The organism is Candidatus Eremiobacteraceae bacterium (assembly GCA_036511855.1).
GTDB lineage: Bacteria > Vulcanimicrobiota > Vulcanimicrobiia > Eremiobacterales > Eremiobacteraceae > JABCYQ01.
In genome coordinates this window covers 22,194-39,718 of the sequence record DATCBN010000077.1, presented here as the reverse complement: position 1 = coordinate 39,718, position 17,525 = coordinate 22,194, and the positions used below count along the sequence as shown (strand labels likewise).

14 protein-coding genes are annotated in these 17,525 nt (G+C 61.7%); 4 read left to right on the top strand and 10 right to left on the bottom strand.

Annotated elements, in window-relative coordinates:
• The coding region (locus VII69_10095; protein ID HEY5095456.1) for a vanadium-dependent haloperoxidase at window positions 1-1,253 on the top strand (1,253 nt) is incomplete at its 5' end.
• A 92-nt stretch (window positions 1,254-1,345) separates the two neighbouring features.
• On the opposite strand, the gene VII69_10090 is transcribed toward VII69_10095, so the two are convergent.
• The 8 genes from VII69_10090 to uvrA all read right to left on the bottom strand — a co-directional run bounded on the left by VII69_10090 (window position 1,346) and on the right by uvrA (window position 10,812).
• The gene (locus tag VII69_10090) at window positions 1,346-1,879 is read right to left on the bottom strand and encodes a c-type cytochrome (protein HEY5095455.1); all 534 of its coding nucleotides are present in this window, start codon (window positions 1,877-1,879) and stop codon (window positions 1,346-1,348) included.
• Entirely contained in the window at window positions 1,879-2,685 is an 807-nt protein-coding gene (locus tag VII69_10085; GenBank protein ID HEY5095454.1) for an HAD family hydrolase, read from the bottom strand. The genes VII69_10090 and VII69_10085 overlap by 1 nt, the downstream gene beginning before the upstream one ends.
• Entirely contained in the window at window positions 2,682-3,449 is a 768-nt protein-coding gene (locus tag VII69_10080; GenBank protein HEY5095453.1) for a GNAT family N-acetyltransferase, read from the bottom strand. Before VII69_10080 ends, VII69_10085 begins: the two co-directional genes overlap by 4 nt.
• The gene (gene ligA, locus VII69_10075) at window positions 3,446-5,455 is read right to left on the bottom strand and encodes an NAD-dependent DNA ligase LigA (protein ID HEY5095452.1); all 2,010 of its coding nucleotides are present in this window, start codon (window positions 5,453-5,455) and stop codon (window positions 3,446-3,448) included. Before ligA ends, VII69_10080 begins: the two co-directional genes overlap by 4 nt.
• 62 nt (window positions 5,456-5,517) lie before the next feature.
• On the bottom strand, window positions 5,518-6,459 hold the full coding sequence (locus VII69_10070; protein HEY5095451.1) for an NAD-dependent epimerase/dehydratase family protein: 942 nt from the start codon (window positions 6,457-6,459) through the stop codon (window positions 5,518-5,520).
• Window positions 6,460-6,575: 116 nt separating this feature from the next.
• Window positions 6,576-6,932, bottom strand: coding sequence for a PilZ domain-containing protein (locus VII69_10065; GenBank protein HEY5095450.1), 357 nt, complete (start codon window positions 6,930-6,932; stop codon window positions 6,576-6,578).
• On the bottom strand, window positions 6,929-7,657 hold the full coding sequence (locus VII69_10060) for a hypothetical protein (GenBank protein ID HEY5095449.1): 729 nt from the start codon (window positions 7,655-7,657) through the stop codon (window positions 6,929-6,931). The genes VII69_10065 and VII69_10060 overlap by 4 nt, the downstream gene beginning before the upstream one ends.
• Before the next feature lie 125 nt (window positions 7,658-7,782).
• Entirely contained in the window at window positions 7,783-10,812 is a 3,030-nt protein-coding gene (gene uvrA, locus VII69_10055) for an excinuclease ABC subunit UvrA (protein ID HEY5095448.1), read from the bottom strand.
• Window positions 10,813-10,981: 169 nt separating this feature from the next.
• Between uvrA and VII69_10050 the strand changes: the two genes are divergently transcribed.
• Window positions 10,982-11,623, top strand: a complete 642-nt coding sequence (locus tag VII69_10050) for a hypothetical protein (GenBank protein HEY5095447.1) — start codon at window positions 10,982-10,984, stop codon at window positions 11,621-11,623.
• Here the strand turns inward: VII69_10050 and VII69_10045 are convergent.
• Both VII69_10045 and VII69_10040 read right to left on the bottom strand, forming a co-directional pair.
• Window positions 11,608-12,024: a DUF1036 domain-containing protein gene (locus VII69_10045; GenBank protein HEY5095446.1), complete on the bottom strand. Its 417-nt coding sequence runs from the start codon at window positions 12,022-12,024 to the stop codon at window positions 11,608-11,610. The genes VII69_10050 and VII69_10045 overlap by 16 nt on opposite strands.
• Window positions 12,025-12,114: 90 nt before the next feature.
• Complete coding sequence (locus VII69_10040; protein HEY5095445.1) at window positions 12,115-12,840, bottom strand: HAD family hydrolase; 726 nt, start codon at window positions 12,838-12,840, stop codon at window positions 12,115-12,117.
• A gap of 102 nt (window positions 12,841-12,942) precedes the next feature.
• Between VII69_10040 and VII69_10035 the strand changes: the two genes are divergently transcribed.
• A complete protein-coding gene (locus tag VII69_10035; protein ID HEY5095444.1) occupies window positions 12,943-14,292 on the top strand; it encodes an efflux RND transporter periplasmic adaptor subunit in 1,350 nt (449 codons plus the stop codon).
• A gap of 3 nt (window positions 14,293-14,295) precedes the next feature.
• Window positions 14,296-17,427, top strand: coding sequence for a multidrug efflux RND transporter permease subunit (locus tag VII69_10030; GenBank protein HEY5095443.1), 3,132 nt, complete (start codon window positions 14,296-14,298; stop codon window positions 17,425-17,427).
• Window positions 17,428-17,525 lie beyond the last annotated feature (98 nt).

The window sequence follows — 17,525 nt, the reverse complement described above, 5'->3', positions numbered from 1 at the left end:
CATTTCCAGGACGGGAGATCGCCATGACCATTTCGCGACTTTCCGGTGCGCTTATCAGCGTCGCCGCATTGGTTCTGTCCGCACCGCTCGCGGCGCGCGCCGCCGATGGCGGAAATGTCGTCCTCGATTGGAATGACATCGCACTTCGCGCAATCGCGACCGCAAAGGCCGGCAATCCGACGGATAGCCATAGTATGGCTCTCGTGCAGGTTGCGGTCTCCGACGCGATTGCAAACATTTCGGCCTCTCCCGCGCATCGGCCGTATTCCGTCGTCTTTCTGAAATCGATCGGCGGCGCGTCGCCGGATGCCGCAGCGGCAGCGGCGGCGCATGCGGTTCTCGTGAGCCTGTACCCAGACCAGCGCGAAAAACTCGATGCGGATCTTCGCGAGTCGCTCGATCGGATTGCCGCCGGCAAGGCTAAAGACGATGGCGTCGCGACCGGCGTTGCCATTGCGGCGCAGCTTGTGGCGATGCACCAACATGATATACCACCGGCATCAATCAAAGCGTATGCACCGGGCTCAAATGCCGGCGATTGGCAACCCACCGCGCCACGTCTCCTGCCCGCGTTGATGCCGCAGCTAGCGCACACGGCGACGTGGCTTTTAGCCGCGCCCGACGCGCTTCGGCCAGGTCCGCCGCCGGCGCTCGGCAGCACGATCTACCTGCGAGATCTCGCTGAGGTGACGAGCATCGGCAGTGCTACGAGCACCACTCGAAGCCCGGACCAGACTCAAGCAGCGATCTATTGGCAATGGGTCGGTCCGGCGTATCCGAATTATGCGGCCACGCAGCTGGCCAAAGCTCACGGCCTCAGCGCCGAACAGGATGCGCGACTCTTCGCGGCGCTGAATGTTGCGAACGCCGATGCGCTCACCGTCGCTTGGGACGCTAAGTACGCGTATAATCTTTGGCGCCCGATCACGGCTATTCGCGCCGGAGGAGCCGGCGATTGGTCGCCGGCGATCGATACGCCGCCGTTCCCCGAATATATCGCGGCGCATTCCATAATCGCCGGTTCGAGCGCCGAAGTGCTTGAGGCGTGGTTCGGCGTCGGCCCCAATCCGATGGCTTTTGAAAGCCCGTTATTGCCGGGCGTCACGCGACACTTCGCAGACATAGAGCAGTGGGATCAGGAGATTTCGAATGCTCGCATCTGGGGCGGCGTGCACTTCCGGAATTCTTGCGAGGTTGGAGACACGCTCGGCCGCAGGATCGGAGCACTCGCGATTTCGCGCTTCATACCCTGAGAAGACGAACACTCAGGGCAAGCGATGCTTGCCCTCCTACAGACGACGAAAAAATGGGCAAGCGATGCTTGCCCTCCTACAGAGTTGACGGGCTACTTTTTCGGGGATTGCGATGGTTCTTTCTTCCATGCGGCGGCAACCGGCGACGGCAATTTGTCCATGTGCTTGAGGAACATCACGACTTGCCAAAGTTCCGAATCGCTTAGCCGCACGCCGAATGACGGCATGCCGGTGAGCCGGATGCCGTGCTGAACGACCCAATACGTGTCACCTTCCGGATCGTCTTCGACGCCGTGATCGCCAAGCTGCGGCGCGTGCTGATAAAGGCCTTGAGCGATGTTTGACGGCTTCCCATCCGATGCGCCGTGGCACGCCATGCAATTCGTCGCATACAGTTTCAGCCCGGCGTTCAGGTTGTCGTCGGTCATCGGGAGCGGGTTTGGCGACGCGGTCGCCTCGCGACGGATCGTCGCCTTCAACGACGTTCGTGCCGCCCATCGTTCTATGCCGCTCGGCTTCCCGTCCGCGTTTGCGGGCACGAGTCCGAACGAAACCGCCGCATAAGCGGCGATCAAGCCCACCAGTATGAGCAATCCGGCGCCCGTCAGTATCCATCGTATTTTCATCAAGATCCCCTAGCGTAACGCTCGAGAACGACGGCTACGCCGTCCTCGTCGTTTGTTAGCGTGATTTCGTCCGCGGCGGCGAGCGTCTCGGGCGCAGCATTGGCCATGGCCACACCGTGGCCGGCCCATCGAAGCATGCCCGCATCGAGGGCGCCGTCGCCGATGGCGAGGACGTCCGCGCGATCGATGCCGCGCTGCGCGGCAAATCGTTCGAGCGCGAAATGCTTGGACACGCCGGCGCGCATGAGCGTCAACTCAAAGGTCTTGTCTAGCCAGTCGTCCACTTGTTCTACCCCGAGATGTGCCAAATCCAAACGCGCCTGCTCGAAGCGGTGATCTCCGAAGTAACGAACCATGAGGGCGGATTGTTCCCGCACCGACGCGCGCAAGTCGTCGCTCGCGACCCACTGATGCTCGTGACCGGCTCCATATTTGCGGATGATTTCGGGACTGCCGACGTACGATTCGCCGGCGAAGATGCACATCTCATAGCCGTGCGTCACGCCATAGTTGACGGCTTCTCGGGCCGCCTCGGCAGGCAGCGGATATTCTTCCAGAACCCGGTCGTCACTCGCGTCCTTGACGAGCGCGCCGTTGACGCAGACCAGAGGCAAGTGCAATCCGAGTTCGCGCACGAACGGCTTTGACGAGAGATATGCGCGAAACGTCACCACGATGACGCCGATGTTCCGCGCGCTCACTGCGGCGACGGCTCGCTTGGTTCGTTCGCTGACGCGGCCCGCCGAATCGAGCGTCGTGCCGTCGAGATCGAGCGCGACAAGCTTCAGCGTCTGCGCGCGCGTCATCGCTTTGCGGCTTTCAGTTTCCAGCCGGTCACACCCGTAAGCGCTGCGAAGCCGAGCCGCTCGAGAATCGGCCGGCTTGTCTCTGCTGCGTCGACATTAAGGTAGCGGAAGCCGCGCGCGCGTGCATCGCGGGCGCGCACCGCGACGATCGCGCGAAAGATGCCGCGCCGGCGATGGGCGGGCAGCGTGCACCCTCCCCACAGACCGGCGAAGCTGCGACTCCGCGGCAATTCAAGTCGGGCTGCCGCGACGGGACCGCCACCGGCATAGGCCACGTACAGGGCGAGTGTCGGGTCGAGAAGCCGTTGCGAATACGCTTCGTACCTGGCTGCACTGCCGTGATTCCATATCGCAGCATTCACCGCGATGAGATCCGCGAGCCCTTGCGCGTCGACGATCTGCTTCACCTCGACGTCCGGTGGCAACGGACCGGCCATCAATTCTTTTGCGAGATCGAACACCATCAGCGTTTCGGGCTCGTCTGCCGCGAAGCCGGCCGCGCCCAAGCGCCTCCCGAGATCGGACGGCAAGTCGTGGCCGTAAACTTTCCATTCCACCTCACTCCCGAGCGCGGCGAAATGTGCCGCCTGCTCGGCGATCGCCGCGTCAGCATCCGCACGGCCCAGATCTGAGTACAGAATGCAATTGAAACGGCCGACGGCGCACACGATTCCCGAAGTCCGTTCGATGCGCACGCCGGGTTCGGCCGGCGCGTCGGCGCGCATCTCGGCGTCGTAGAGCGCCAAGATATCGGAGCGATTCAAAGCAGCTTGCGCAATTCCGATTCGTCGATGACGGAGACGCCGAGCTTTTCCGCCTTCGCGAGTTTGCTGCCGGCTTTCTCACCGGCGACGACATAATCGGTATTTTTGCTCACGGATCCGGCAACTTTGCCGCCGGCATCCGTGATGAGCGCTGCGGCGTCTTCGCGCGATAGATTGGGCAGCGTGCCGGTGAGCACGAACGTCTTGCCGTCGAGTTTGCCGCCGCCGGACTTGGCGGCGCGACGGGGTTCGCCGCGAAGATTCACGCCCGCGCGGCGCAGTTTCTCCACAACCTTGAGATTGTGCGGCTCGCGGAAGAACTGCGCCACGCCGGCGGCGATCTTGGGGCCTATTTGCTCGACCGATTCAAGGTCGTTGGCATCGGCGGCGGCAAGCGCATCGATGTCGGCGAAATCTTGCGCGAGCACCTGAGCCGTCTGACTACCGACGAAGCGGATGCCCAGGCCGAAGAGCACGCGCCAAAACGGACGCTTCACGCTCTCCGCGATATTTCGCACGAGGTTCGCCGCCGATTTTTCGCCGGAGCGCGGCAGCGAGGTCAACTGTCCGAGCGTGAGCGCGTACAGATCGCCGATGTCTTCGACAAGCCCTGCATCCACTAACGCTTCAGCGATTTTGTCGCCGAGGCCCTCGATATCCATCGCCTCGCGCGATGCGAAATGGCGAACCCGTTCCTTGCGCTGTGCCGGACATGCCGAGTTCGTGCAGTACGCCATCGCCTCGCCTTCGGCTCGCTCGATCGGGCTGCCGCATGACGGGCATTTGACGGGCATCGCCCATTCGCGCAGGCGTTTGCCTTTGCGCGCTTCCAGTACCGGACCGACGATCTCCGGGATCACCTCGCCTGCTCTTCGCACGATGACGACATCGCCGGGCCGCACGTCTTTGGCGCGCACGTAGTCTTCGTTGTGCAAGGTCGCGGTGCTCACGGTGACGCCGCCGACGAACACCGGCTCCAAGACCGCATACGGATTGACGCTCCCGGTGCGCCCGACATTGACTTCGATCGCGAGCAGTTTCGTTCTGGCCTCTTCCGGCTTATATTTGAACGCGATCGCCCAGCGCGGGTCTTTGCCGACAAAGCCGAGCCGGCGCTGCTGTTCGAGCGAATCGATCTTGACGACGATGCCGTCGATCCCATAGTCGAGCGTCGAGCGTTTCGCTTCCCACGCTTCGCAATGCGCGACGAGTTCATCGAAGTCTTCGAACCGTTTTGCGTGCTCGTTCACGGGGAAGCCGAATTCGCGCAGACGTGCGAGCAGATCCCATTGCGTGGTGACGTCGAGCGGCGGCTCGCAAAGGCCTAAGGCGTACGCGTAGAATCGCAGCGGCCGCAGCGCCGTGATCTTCGGGTCGAGCTGGCGCACCGCGCCCGACGCAGAGTTGCGCGGATTGACGTAGGTCTGTTCGCCGGCCTCGGCACGGCGCGCGTTGAACGCGAGAAAATCGCTTTGGCGGATATAGACTTCGCCGCGCACTTCGAAAAGTGCCGGCGGTCGCCCGCGCAAGCGCAGCGGGATGACCCTAATGGTGCGCAGATTCGCGCTGACGTCCTCGCCCGTCACGCCGTCGCCGCGCGTCCCCCCACTTTCCCATGCGCCATCGCGGTAGCGAAGGGCTACCGCAAGCCCGTCGATCTTTAGTTCGGCGACGAACGCGATCGGCGCGTCTGGAATCAGGCGACGCACGCGCGCAAACCACGCGCGCAATTCGTCGGCGCCGAACGCGTTGCCGAGCGAAAGCATCGGAATTTCGTGAAGGTACTGCGTGAATGCCGATGACGGCGTTCCACCCACGCGCTGCGTCGGGCTATCCGACGACTGCAATTCGGGGTGTTCTGTTTCCAAGTCGATGAGTTCGCGCAGCGCTTTGTCGTAGGTGGCGTCCGGCACGCTCGGCGCATCGAGCACGTTGTACTCGTGGCTCCAAAGATCGAGCTGATCGCGCAATTCGGCTGCGCGTTTTTTCGGGGCGGCGGGCGTCATGCGGGCGGCTTTCGGTCGGTCATGTGGGGCCGACCTTTATGGTCGGCCTGAAAAAATTTTCCTTACCTAGTCGACGCTGTCCGATAAAATTGAATCGTATTACCGAGGCCGCGCTCGAATGACGTCGCGTCTTTCCAGAAGCGCTCAGCAAATTTTGACGAGTCCACGATGTATGGGCGATCCCACTGGAAGCGCATCTCACCCATTTCTCTGATTTCTTTGCTGAACAGACCAACGACCGGTGCGAGCGCGCTTGGCAGCACACTGATTCTTGGCGGAACCCCGATGAGGCTCGCGGCAAGGGACAACACCTCGCGCAGCGTCCGCGTCGGCGCATTCGGAACATGCCACGCTTGCCCATAGGCATCGTCCGGCGCGTCGATCAAGGTGACGAGCGCTCGCGCAAAGTCGGGGACGTAGGCAAAATCATGCGGATGCTCGGGATTGTAGGGGATGAACGCGGACTGGCCGGCCAAGTACCGCGCGACACCAAACGCCGAGATCACCGACGTCGCGACATCCGGCCCATAAAAATCTGCTGCGCGGACGGCAACCGCGCGCAGGCGGCCGGAGTCGTGCGCAGATATCCATAGCTTGGTGATTTCCGCACGGAGCGCGGGCTTGCGTCCGTAGTCCGTAAGCGGCTTGTCCTCGGTCAGCGGCGCGGTCTGCGGCCCGTACATGTAGAGGTTGTCTGCAAAGACGAAACGTGCGCTCGAACTTGAACAGCCGTCGATCAGGTTGGCCATCGTGGCTGGCCACACGCGCCTCCACAGCGCCGAATCGTACGGAAAGCCGAGACAGCACACGACCGTATCCATCCCCGCGCACGCTTGAATTATCGCATCATGATCGGTCGAATCGGCCGCGTGAAACGTGCAACCCTCGGGAAGTTCTTTCGGTTTCGTCCTCTGCACGATCCGTACGGAATCGCCGCGCGTTGCAAGCGTAGAGACCGTCGCACGCCCAACGGCGCCGTAACCGATCACGGCAATGTTTTTCATCGACGGTCACTTACACAAATGGGCAAGCGATGCTTGCCCGACTACATGGAAATGAAAAACGGGGCAAGCGATGCTTGCCCTAGTACACTTGCCCTAATACAGTTGACCTAATACGGTTAGGCGCTAGGGGCTCCGTCGCGCTGCCATTTGCGGATCAAGTACGCGATGAGATCGGCCGTGACTTCGCTGATGCGCACGAACGAAACACCGAGGCCGCGCGCGTCGTTGCGGACGACGGTGCCGTACACAGAAATCGGATCCTGCTCGCCGTCGATGGTCAGATCGATGGATACCAAGTCGTTGGTGCTGATCGGCAACGCGGTGCGCAAAAGCACGCCGCCCGCGCCGATGTTGACGATCTCGCCCGGAACGGATTCGGGCGACCGTTCGCGGTGCACGTTAACGGGCAGGGCCTTGACGACACGGTCGTGTTCGCGCCGTTCTGAGCCGGTTCCAGTGCTAGCAGTCGTCATGGCGTATTGTTGTACAACTTCACGTTGCCGATATTTTGCGCCCAGTACCAAATCCGGGAAACACCCCACGCGAAGTGGTCCCAGACGTAAAGTTCCCAATAGCGTCCTTGCGGGAACAACGCAACGACCGCGAGGATGATGACGGTATAGCCCGTGACGCCGATGCTGCCCCAGAACTTCGTGCTCTTCGATGCTTCGACTTTGCCGCGCATGGGCGACGGTTCGAAATACGTTTTGCGTTCCGGCGTGATCTGATAGTCTTGTTTGGCTCCTGCCGTCCGTGAGTAGACCGGCTGCACCCCGAGTTGATCGGTGGCGAAGCTGCGGCCGGCGCCGCCAACAGGCGGAGCGGCAGGGACGAACCCGGCCGCGACGGCGGGCGCCCCATCTTGATTGGCAAGAAGGCGATCGATTTTCTGTTTGCCGTCATCGTTGAGTTCGACGAAGTCGGCGACGGTATCGAATCCGGCGCCCTCGCCCATCGTGGTCTGCGTGCGAACGCGGATGAGTCCGCGCGCGGTGGCATTGAGCGTGCGCATGTCGATCGTCGAAAATAACACCGTGCCGTCTGGAATTGCCACCGGCAGAGATGCGACCAAACTGTCGTGGTCCAGACGTTTGACGCGACCGGTCTCGTTCAACCCAAGGTCGGAATTACGCACCGTGATGACGACCGGCAGCGTGAGCGCAGTTGGTAGATGTTCGGCATCCAGGGCGTCGGCCATGTTCTGACACTGTCCTTGAAATGAAGAATTGGACGGCAAGCCGTCATCTCTAGATTGTCGGCCATTCGACGCCGCAACTTGACCCCAGGGCGTGAGATGCATCACAAAAGCGCTGCCGGACCTGATTAGGCGGTTTCGGCGCCTTCGAGGCTTTTGAGCAGTTCGTCGTTGACGCGCTGGTATTCGGCCACGGCGTCATGTTCGCTCGAGATGGCGATATGCGCCCGCGGATCGGCCAGCATTCGTTTGAGGTACTGACCGGTATGGGAACTTGAGTTCGCTGCCACCTGCTCGGGCGTACCGACCGCGACCATGTGTCCCCCTTTGTCGCCGCCTTCGGGGCCGAGGTCGATGATGTGGTCGGCGGTCTTGATGACGTCGAGATTGTGCTCGATGACCAGCACGGTATTGCCGCCGTCGACCAGCCGCTGCAGGACGCGGAGCAAATGCGCGACGTCCGCGAAATGCAGCCCGGTCGTCGGCTCGTCGAGAATGTAAAACGTGCGCCCGGTGCTGCGCCTGGAGAGCTCGGTGGCGAGCTTCACGCGTTGCGCTTCGCCACCGGAAAGCGTGGTGGCCGACTGGCCCATCTGGATGTAGCCCAAGCCCACATCGCAGATGGTCTTGAGCTTGTTATGGATGCGCGAGAGGCTTTCGAAAAAGACGGAAGCTTCATCCACGCGCATCTCGAGCACGTCGGCGATCGACTTGCCCTTGTACTTCACTTCAAGTGTCTGCTGATTGTAGCGCCTGCCCTTGCAGGTCTCGCACGGTACGTAGACGTCGGGCAAGAAATGCATCTCGATCTTGATGATCCCGTCGCCGTCGCACGTGTCGCAGCGGCCGCCCTTGACGTTGAACGAGAAGCGGCCGGGGGCGTAGCCGCGCGTCCGCGCGTCGGGCGTGAGCGAGAACAACTCACGGATGGGATCGAACGCGCCCGTGTAGGTCGCCGGATTGCTGCGCGGCGTACGGCCGATGGGTGACTGGTCGATCACGACGACTTTGTCGAGCTGTTCGAGACCGGTGACTTTACCGTAGGTCTCTTCCGCCGGTTGACCGTGAAGATAATGTCCGAGCGCGCGATGCAGCACCATGTCCACGAGCGTCGATTTTCCGGAACCCGAGACTCCCGTGATGCAAGTGAAGACGCCCAAGGGAAACTCCACGTCGATGCCGTGCAGATTGTTGGCGCGCGCATTGCGCACGATGAGTTTTCCGGTGGGCGCGCGGCGCCGCGGCGGGATGGGAATGAACGCCTCGCCGGTCAGGTAGCGCCCGGTCAGCGATTCGGGATTGGCGGCGACGTCGGCGATGGTGCCCGCCGCCAAGACGCGCCCGCCGTCTTTGCCCGCGCGCGGTCCGATGTCGACGAGAAAATCCGCCTCGCGCATCGTGTCTTCATCGTGCTCGACGACGATGAGCGTGTTGCCGAGATCGCGCAGCGTTTTGAGCGTTGCCAGCAATCGGGCATTGTCGCGTTGGTGCAAGCCGATGGATGGCTCGTCGAGCACGTACAGCACGCCGACCAGCGACGACCCGATCTGCGTGGCCAGGCGGATGCGCTGCGCCTCGCCGCCCGACAGCGAAGTCGCGGACCGGTCGAGCGTGAGATACTCCAAGCCCACATTGACGAGAAACCCCAATCGTGCGCGCAGCTCCTTCACGATCTGGCGTGCGATCTGCTCGTCGCGCTGGCTCAACGTGAGTTCGCGAACGAAGTCGAGGGCGCGATCCACCGGCAGCGAGGTGAGTTGCGCGATGTTCAGCTTGCCGATCGTCACGGCGAGCGATTCAGGCTTGAGCCGGGCGCCGCCGCATGCCTCGCAGCGAACGGACGTCATGAGCTTCTCGATCTCGTTCTTGACGTAATCCGACGACGTATCTTCATATCTGCGTCGGAGATTGGGAATGATGCCCTTGTATTTCGATTCGTACGTCCAGCGTTTGCCGGCCTTCGTGCGGAACGTGAACGTGCGCTTGTCTTCGAGACCGTAAAGGATGACGTCGAGCAGGTCCTTCGGCAGATCCTTGATGGGCGTGTCAAAGCCGTAGCCCTCGGCTTTGAGAATCGCGCCGACTTGCTGCATGTAAAATGCGTTCATGCCGGCGGAAAGATTCTTGCCCCACGGTACGATCGCACCGCCGCGAATGGTCTTGTCGCGGTCGGGGATGATGAGCCGGGGATCGATCTCGATCTTCACGCCGAGGCCCGTGCAATCCGGGCAAGCTCCAAACGGCGAATTGAACGAGAACATGCGCGGCGCCAGTTCGTCGAACGACAGCCCGCAATCGACGCAGGCAAATTTCTCGGAGAAGTTGAGTTCCTTATGGGCAAGCGATGCTTGCCCTAGTACGGAACGAGGAACGTCGACAAGGACCGTGATCGCGCCCTGGGTGAGTTTGAGCGCGGTCTCGACCGAGTCGGTCAACCGGCGGCGCAGATCCGGTTTGATCACCAAGCGGTCGATGACGATCTCAACGCTGTGCTTGCGTTTCTTATCGAGCGTTATTTTCTCGCGCAGCTCGCGCATGACGCCGTCCACGCGGACGCGCGCGTAACCGTCCTTGACGGCCTGGTCGAAAAGCTTTTGGTATTCCCCTTTGCGGCCGCGGACCATCGGCGCGAGGATCTGCAGCTTCGTGCCTTCAGGCAGCGCGAGGATTTGAGCGACGATCTGCTCCGCCGACTGCGGCGATATCGCCTTGCCGCAGTTGGGGCAATGGGGCGCGCCGATGCGCGCGTAAAGCAGACGCAAGTAGTCGTAAATCTCGGTGACCGTGCCCACGGTGGAGCGCGGGTTATGGCTCGCCGATTTTTGGTCGATGGAGATGGCCGGCGACAAACCCTCGATGTAGTCCACATCTGGCTTGTCCATCTGCCCGAGAAACTGGCGTGCGTACGAAGACAGCGATTCGACGTACCGGCGCTGGCCTTCCGCGTAGATCGTATCGAACGCGAGCGAACTCTTGCCGGACCCCGACAGCCCGGTGATCACGATCAGCTTGTTCCGGGGTAAGGTCAGATCTATGTTCTTGAGGTTGTGTTCGCGGGCGCCCTTGATGACGATCGAATTCAAGCCGTGGCCGAAGGGCACGGCGGCGGCCGGCACCACGTGGCGATGGGGCGATTTACCATTGGATGATTTGGTCATGGGCGACGAGCGTATTTCGGTATACGGTGAGGGCCCGACCTCCAAGGGACGCGATGATTGCCATCCTTCCGAGACGGACGAATGGGGCAACCGATTAGGGCAAACGAATCCGGGAGGCGCACGACCGCAATGAGAAGGCGCCAAAACGTTACATCGCGCGCTTTGTTCGGTGCTTCTGTCGGCGGTCTTGGCGGCTGTCCCTGCCGCCGTCAGCGCTGACACGCAGATCGGCATGCAAGGCCTTTCAATTTCCGGCGGTCATTTCGAAAATGGAAATGATGTCCGGGGCTCTGCGCTCGGCGCGTTCATCGAGATCACTCAGCGCTGGAAAAATCTGCGACTGCACCTCGAAGGGATTCCCGTCGTCGACGGCGCGCACGCGAAAAGCGACCGCTTGGGCGCGATCACGCAGAGCTTCGGCCTCTTCAACGGTGTCGTGAGCGTTCCGGTCGATCGACGCGGTCAATATTGGGCCGGGATCGGGAGCGGCATCGTCGCGCAGCGCACGCCGCAATTGAACTATCCGTTCGTGGGGCGCGACGAGGTCAACATGTCGCGACTTGCGGGGACGCGATATGAATTGCGCGGGTCTTGGCGCTCGCCGCACGCCACATTCTTCGAGGCGAGCGCCGCCGACCAGCCGCACATGCGCGGCCCGGACTTCCTTAATGTCAGCTTTGCAACTTCTCGGCCAACTTCGTCGATGGCCGCACGGCGGACCGGAACGTCGGTTTTGGACCGACGTTCGAAATCCGCTACGGTCTCTTTAAGCGGCCCGGCGAAGCGAACTAACGGCTACTTGAATGTATAGGTAAAGTCGGTCGCTGTCGTGCCGGTATCGACTTTGAAGAACGACTTTTTCGCGAAGTTGCAATCGGAATCGGCGTGCTTGAGCGTGAACGAATGGTCTGGATCGACGCAATTCGTATAATCGCCCGTCCATTTGTTTTTTTCGCCGTCAGCGAATAAATAGTAGTATCGATTGTCGAGGTCGCCGCTCACCGGCGTGGCGCACTCGCCGTCGTCGAGGTTCCACCAGCCTTCGCTCGTCCAGCCCTCCGCGTCGCTTCCGAAATACGCGATGGCGACGGAGATCTTCTCGCCGGAATCGTTGCACACGCGAAAGCTGGCCAACGCGGGCGATGGATGAAGCGCGCTTGAAATGAGAAGAAAAGCTGCGCCGACAGTGATAAGGCCGAGTTGTTTGAACACGGGGAATCCTCCCGGCAGGAAAAATCGCAGTTTGGGGCCGGACAAACAGCGGCCCGGTTACCTGCATTTATCGAGTGCGCGCGAATTTACCTAGGAGACCCCAGGCTGTGTGAGGGCGGTCATCACCCTTGGCAGTTCGCTCAAGGTGGTGATGACGGCATCCGGCGGATTCGCGCCGGCAGGCATGGGTTCCGAGCGAACATTCATCCATACAGAGCGCATGCCGGCAGCTTGAGCGCCCGTCACATCGCGGTTGAACCGGTCGCCGACCATGACGCTCTCGCTCGGTCCCACGCCCAACAACCCCATAGCGTGGCGGAAAATCGCCGGGTCCGGCTTCACCATTTCTAAATCCCCGGCCATCACCACGTGATCGAAAAACCGCCCGAGCTGCAGCGGCGCGATGCGCGCCTTGTGCGTTTCGGTAAAACCGTTCGTGATGATCGCCAACTTGTATTGGCCGTGAAGACTTGTCAGCACGGGAACCGCGTCGGGGTAATATTCCACGCGCTCGGCCCGAATCGCATCGTACCGCACCGCTAGCGCTGCTGCAAGCGCGTCGTCGTCGACGCCGAGCGAACGTAACGCCGCGCGCCACATCGTGCGTCGAATGCCGTCGCCGCGCGAAGGCGGGGAGCCCGGCGCAAGACCTTCCCAAAAAGCGATCGCGGAATCCAAATACGCCTTGGCAAGATCCGCGGGTGCGAGACCACGGCCACCGGCCACCTCTCGAGCGACGGCTTCGGCGCACTCCTCGGTCGAAATCGTATCATCGACCAGCGTGTCGTCCAGGTCGAAGAAAATGGCGCGAATCACGGAGGCGCCTCTTTGTTCGCGGAAGCGAACGTCCCTTGATTCGGACCTCTTGGTTGGCCGCCAAAATGAATAAGCCCGGCGTGCGCAGTATAGCCGGGGACCATGACACACGTCGCCACGAAATCCGCGAGAGCGTTGATACTCCTCGCAGCTGTCGCCCTGTCCGCCTGCGCACCCCATCAGGCCGGCGGCCCTCCGGGCGGCGCGGGCGGTTTCTCCATTCCAGTGTCCGCGCAACCGATGAAGCGTGGCCCGATCGAGCAGACATTCACGGTGAACGCGACTGTTGCTCCGCTGCAGCACGCCGTCTTGTCGTCGGTGGTTTCCGGCACGGTGCTTTCGGTGAACGGCCAGATCGGGCAACGCGTCAGAAAGGGCGATCTGCTCGTCAAGATCGACGACAGCACGTTGCAGGCGCAATTGAATCAGAACGATGCGTTGCTCGTAGCGGCACAGGCACGATACGCGTCCGCGCAGGCCAACGCTTCGGGCACGATGGCGAGCGCAAATGCCGGGCTGACATCGGCACGCAGCGCGGCCACAACGGCCGACGCGACGCTGCGACGCGATCTCACTTTGCTCAAGCAAGGTTATGTTTCGCAGCAAGCGGTGGACCAGCAGCAAGCTGCCACGGCAGCGGCCGATGCGGCCTTGAGCGCCGCAGAGGTCCAAGCCACCAATTCCAACCTGTCAGGATCGAGCAGCTCGGCCCTCGCCGACCTTCGCAATGCCAGAGCCGCCGTCACCTCGGCGAGCGCCGCGAGCGATCTCATCCAAGCGCAGATAGCACAGACCAACGTCCGCGCGCCGTTCGACGGCGTCATCGTGTCTCGCGGGGTCGACCCCGGTACGCTCGCAGCGCCGGGTTCGCCGTTGATGATCGTCGACCAGTTAGACCCGGTCTACGTCAACGCCGGGATCTCCGGCGATCAATTGAAATACGTGCACGGCGGTACGCCGGTCACGATCACCGTGGGATCCGTGCCCGGGCGTTCATGGAGCGGATCGGTTGAATACTTCAATCTCTCCGCGGAGCCCGGCACGGTCACCTACATGGCGCGCATAAGGTTGGCCAATCCCGATCTCAAGTTGCGCGGCGGCATGGTCGCGCAGGCGGCGGTGGTGCAGGCTCGCAAGTCGAACGCGCTACTCGCGCCAACCGCTTCGGTCTATCAGACCGATGAAGGATATGCGATGTTCATCATCGCTGACGGCAAGGCAGCCGTGGTGCCGGTTGAGCTCGGCCTTCAAAACGATCAGTGGACGGAAGTGACCGGAAAGGGCTTGGCGCCGAACGTTCAGGCCATTCTCAACCACTCGGCCACGCTGCAGCCGGGCACACCCGTGCAAGCGCTTCCGACAGGCGGTGGGCCGCCGGGCGCGGCCCCGGGCGGCGCTGCGCCCGGCGCCAAACCAAAGGGCACCGCGACGCCGAAGGCTGGGCAACACTAGTCGATGCAGTCTAATATTTTCATCTCGCGGCCGATCCTCGCGGCTGTCTGCGCTGCGGTCATCCTGCTCGCCGGGCTGCTCTCGATTCCGTCGCTGCCGATTTCGCAGTATCCGAATATCGCGCCGCCGACCATCTCGGTGAACTCCGTGTATATCGGCGCGAATGCCGAAGCCGTGGAGTCGTCGGTCACCAATCCGCTCGAAGAGCAGATCAATGGCGTTGAGGGCCTGCGTTATCTAGCATCCAGCAGCACTGCCGACGGCAGCAGCTCGATCACCGCCACGTTCAATCTCGGCCGCGATCCTGACAAGGCGGAACAGGACGTCCAAACGCGCGTCAACGTGGCTCAGGGCGTGCTGCCGGCGCAAGTAAAGCAGACAGGCATCACGGTCACCAAGAATTCCACGTCGTTCGTCATGGCCATCGGCATCACATCGGACAGCAAGAAGTACGACAGTCTTTTCCTGAGCAACTACGCGGACCGATACATCACCCAGGCGCTCAAACGCGTCAAAGGCGTGGGAGACGTCATCATCTTCGGCGAGCGGAAGTTCGCGATGCGCCTTTGGCTCGATCCGCAGAAACTGCAATCGTTCGGGCTGACGCCCGACGACGTCACGACGGCGCTGGCTGACCAAAACGTCCAGGTGGCCGCGGGTCAGATCGGTCAGGCGCCCGAAGCGGCGAATCAACCGTATACTCTCAACGTGCGGGTGGCGGGCCGGCTCACCACGCCGGCGCAGTTCGCGGACATCGTCGTGAAGAGCGGCAACGGCGTGCTCGTGCGCGTGTCGGATGTCGGTCGCGTCGATCTGGGCGCTCAGGACTACTCGACCGATCTCAACTTCAACGGCAAGACGGCGGTCGGCATCGGCGTTCTGCAGCTGCAGGACGCCAATTCGCTCACGGTATCGAAGGGCGTGAACGACGCGCTCAAAACGCTTTCGGCCAATTTCCCTCAGGGTGTGAGCTACAACATCGCATTCGACTCCACCACGTTCGTCCACGAATCCATCAACGAAGTGCTCAAGACGCTCACGCTCGCGATCTGCCTCGTCGTGCTCGTCATCTTCCTCTTCTTGCAGGACTGGCGAACGACGCTCATCCCCGCGGTGACCATTCCGGTCTCACTGCTCGGCACGTTCGCGCTGCTCAAAGCGTTCAATTTCTCCATCAACACGCTCACGCTGTTCGCCCTGACGCTCGCCACCGCGTTGGTCGTGGACGACGCGATCGTGGTCATCGAGAATATCGTGCGGTATATCCACGAGCATAAGATGGATGCGAAGACGGCGACGCCGCTCGCGATGGGTGAGATCACGAGTGCGGTCATCGCCACATCGCTCGTGCTTCTCGCCGTGTTCGTGCCTGTGGCGTTCTTCCCGGGAACCACGGGCGAGCTTTACAAGCAGTTCGCGCTCACCATAGCGGCGACGATCTCCATCTCGGCGTTCACCGCGTTGACGCTCGCACCGGCCCTCGCGTCGTTGATGCTTGAAGGTGAGGCGCCCAGGCACGGCGCGTTGATGCGGACGGTCGGAAACTTCATCGAGCGCGTCCGCGGCGGATACAACCGCCTGCTGCCCGCAGTCCAAAAGAAGCGCGGCATCGTGTTGGTCGTGTTCGCGTGCTTGCTCGTGCTCACCATCTTCATGTTCAAGGTCGTACCCACGGGGTTCGTACCCGACGAAGATCAAGGCTACTTCGTGGTGGTGGCACAGGGGCCGCCCGGTTCGTCGCTTGAGTACACCGACGGCATCATGAAGCAGGCTCAGCAAATCTTGAGGGCCGAGCCGGATGTGGTGAACATCTTCAGCGTCGCCGGCTTCTCGTTCTTCGGTTCGGGCCCGAACAACGGCATCATGTTCGCTTCCTTAAAGCCGTGGTCCGATCGGCGCGGAAAAGATGAATCGGCACAGGCGATCTTAGCGCGCCTGGGCGGCAAACTATTTGGGATCACCGGTGCGTCGGTCTTCGCATTCAACCCGCCTGCAATCCAAGGTGCGGGCAACGTCGGCGGCTTCGATCTCGAAGTCGAGGATCAAGCAGGATTGGGAATCCCGGCCCTCGCCACTACGGCCGGCACAACCATGTTTCTTGGGAACACCGACAAGTTGCTCACCAACGTGTTCACGACATTCCGCGCCGACAGCCCGCAAGTGCAATTGAACATCGATCGCGACGCGGTTCAAGCGCTGCATGTGAAGTTGGGCGACGTCTTCGATACGCTGCAGATACTGCTCGGTTCGGACTACGTGAACGATTTCAACTACCGCAACAAGTCCTATCGCGTCTACGTGCAGGCCGATGCTCCGTACCGGTCACACATCGACGATCTCGGGCAGTATGCCGTGAAGAACGACAGTGGCTCGATGGTGCCTCTGAGTTCGTTCATCACCGTCCAGCGCACGCTCGGACCGCCGGCCATCTACCACTACAATTTGTTCCGATCGATCGAGTTCAACGGCAGTCCGAAGCCGGGCGTCGCGTCTGGCACCGCCCTTGACGAGATGCAGAAGCTGATGAAGCAGATCCTACCGCCCGGCATGAGTTATGAATGGACCGGCACATCGCTCGATCAGATCGAAGCCGGCAGCGCCACGATCGCCATATTCGGTCTTGCGGTGGTCTTCGTGTTTCTCGTGCTAGCCGCGCAGTACGAAAGCTTGGTCGATCCGCTCATCATCATCATGGCAGTGCCGCTCGCCATTCTCGGTGCGCTGACCGCTGTCTACTTGCGCGGGTTGCAAAACGATATCTTCTGTCAGATAGGGCTTGTGATGCTTGTGGGCCTCGCGAGTAAGAACGCTATTCTGATCGTGCAGTTCGGCAATCTCTTGCGTGCGCAGGGCATGCCGGTGGCTAAGGCCGCCATCGAGGCGGCGAAGACCCGGCTGCGGCCGATTTTGATGACGTCGTTCGCGTTTATCTTCGGCATCATGCCGCTCGTGTTCGCGAGCGGTGCCGGTCAGGCCAGCCGCCATTCGCTCGGCACAGCCGTCGTCGGCGGTATGTTGCTCTCGACGCTTTTGAATCTCTTCGTGATTCCGGTGTTATATGCGATCATCGCTGGCGCCGAGGACCGTTTCCGCGAGCGGCGGCGCGCTCGACGGGAGGCGCAACCGCCGCAGTAAATGTCGCGTTCCGAACAGGAGAACCGAGCGCGACGCGGACATCTCTAGGGAAACTCGGATAATGGATGAGGCGCGCTTGAGACATAGCGCGCGTCTTG

Excerpts from the sequence above, each read along its gene's own strand:
- uvrA (HEY5095448.1), bottom strand. The coding sequence starts at position 10,812 with ATGACCAAATCATCCAATGGTAAATCGCCCCATCGCCACGTGGTGCCG.
- VII69_10035 (HEY5095444.1), top strand. The coding sequence starts at position 12,943 with ATGACACACGTCGCCACGAAATCCGCGAGAGCGTTGATACTCCTCGCA.
- VII69_10085 (HEY5095454.1), bottom strand. The coding sequence starts at position 2,685 with ATGACGCGCGCGCAGACGCTGAAGCTTGTCGCGCTCGATCTCGACGGC.
- VII69_10070 (HEY5095451.1), bottom strand. The coding sequence starts at position 6,459 with ATGAAAAACATTGCCGTGATCGGTTACGGCGCCGTTGGGCGTGCGACG.
- VII69_10030 (HEY5095443.1), top strand. The coding sequence starts at position 14,296 with ATGCAGTCTAATATTTTCATCTCGCGGCCGATCCTCGCGGCTGTCTGC.
- VII69_10060 (HEY5095449.1), bottom strand. The coding sequence starts at position 7,657 with ATGGCCGACGCCCTGGATGCCGAACATCTACCAACTGCGCTCACGCTG.
- VII69_10065 (HEY5095450.1), bottom strand. The coding sequence starts at position 6,932 with ATGACGACTGCTAGCACTGGAACCGGCTCAGAACGGCGCGAACACGAC.
- VII69_10090 (HEY5095455.1), bottom strand. The coding sequence starts at position 1,879 with ATGAAAATACGATGGATACTGACGGGCGCCGGATTGCTCATACTGGTG.
- ligA (HEY5095452.1), bottom strand. The coding sequence starts at position 5,455 with ATGACGCCCGCCGCCCCGAAAAAACGCGCAGCCGAATTGCGCGATCAG.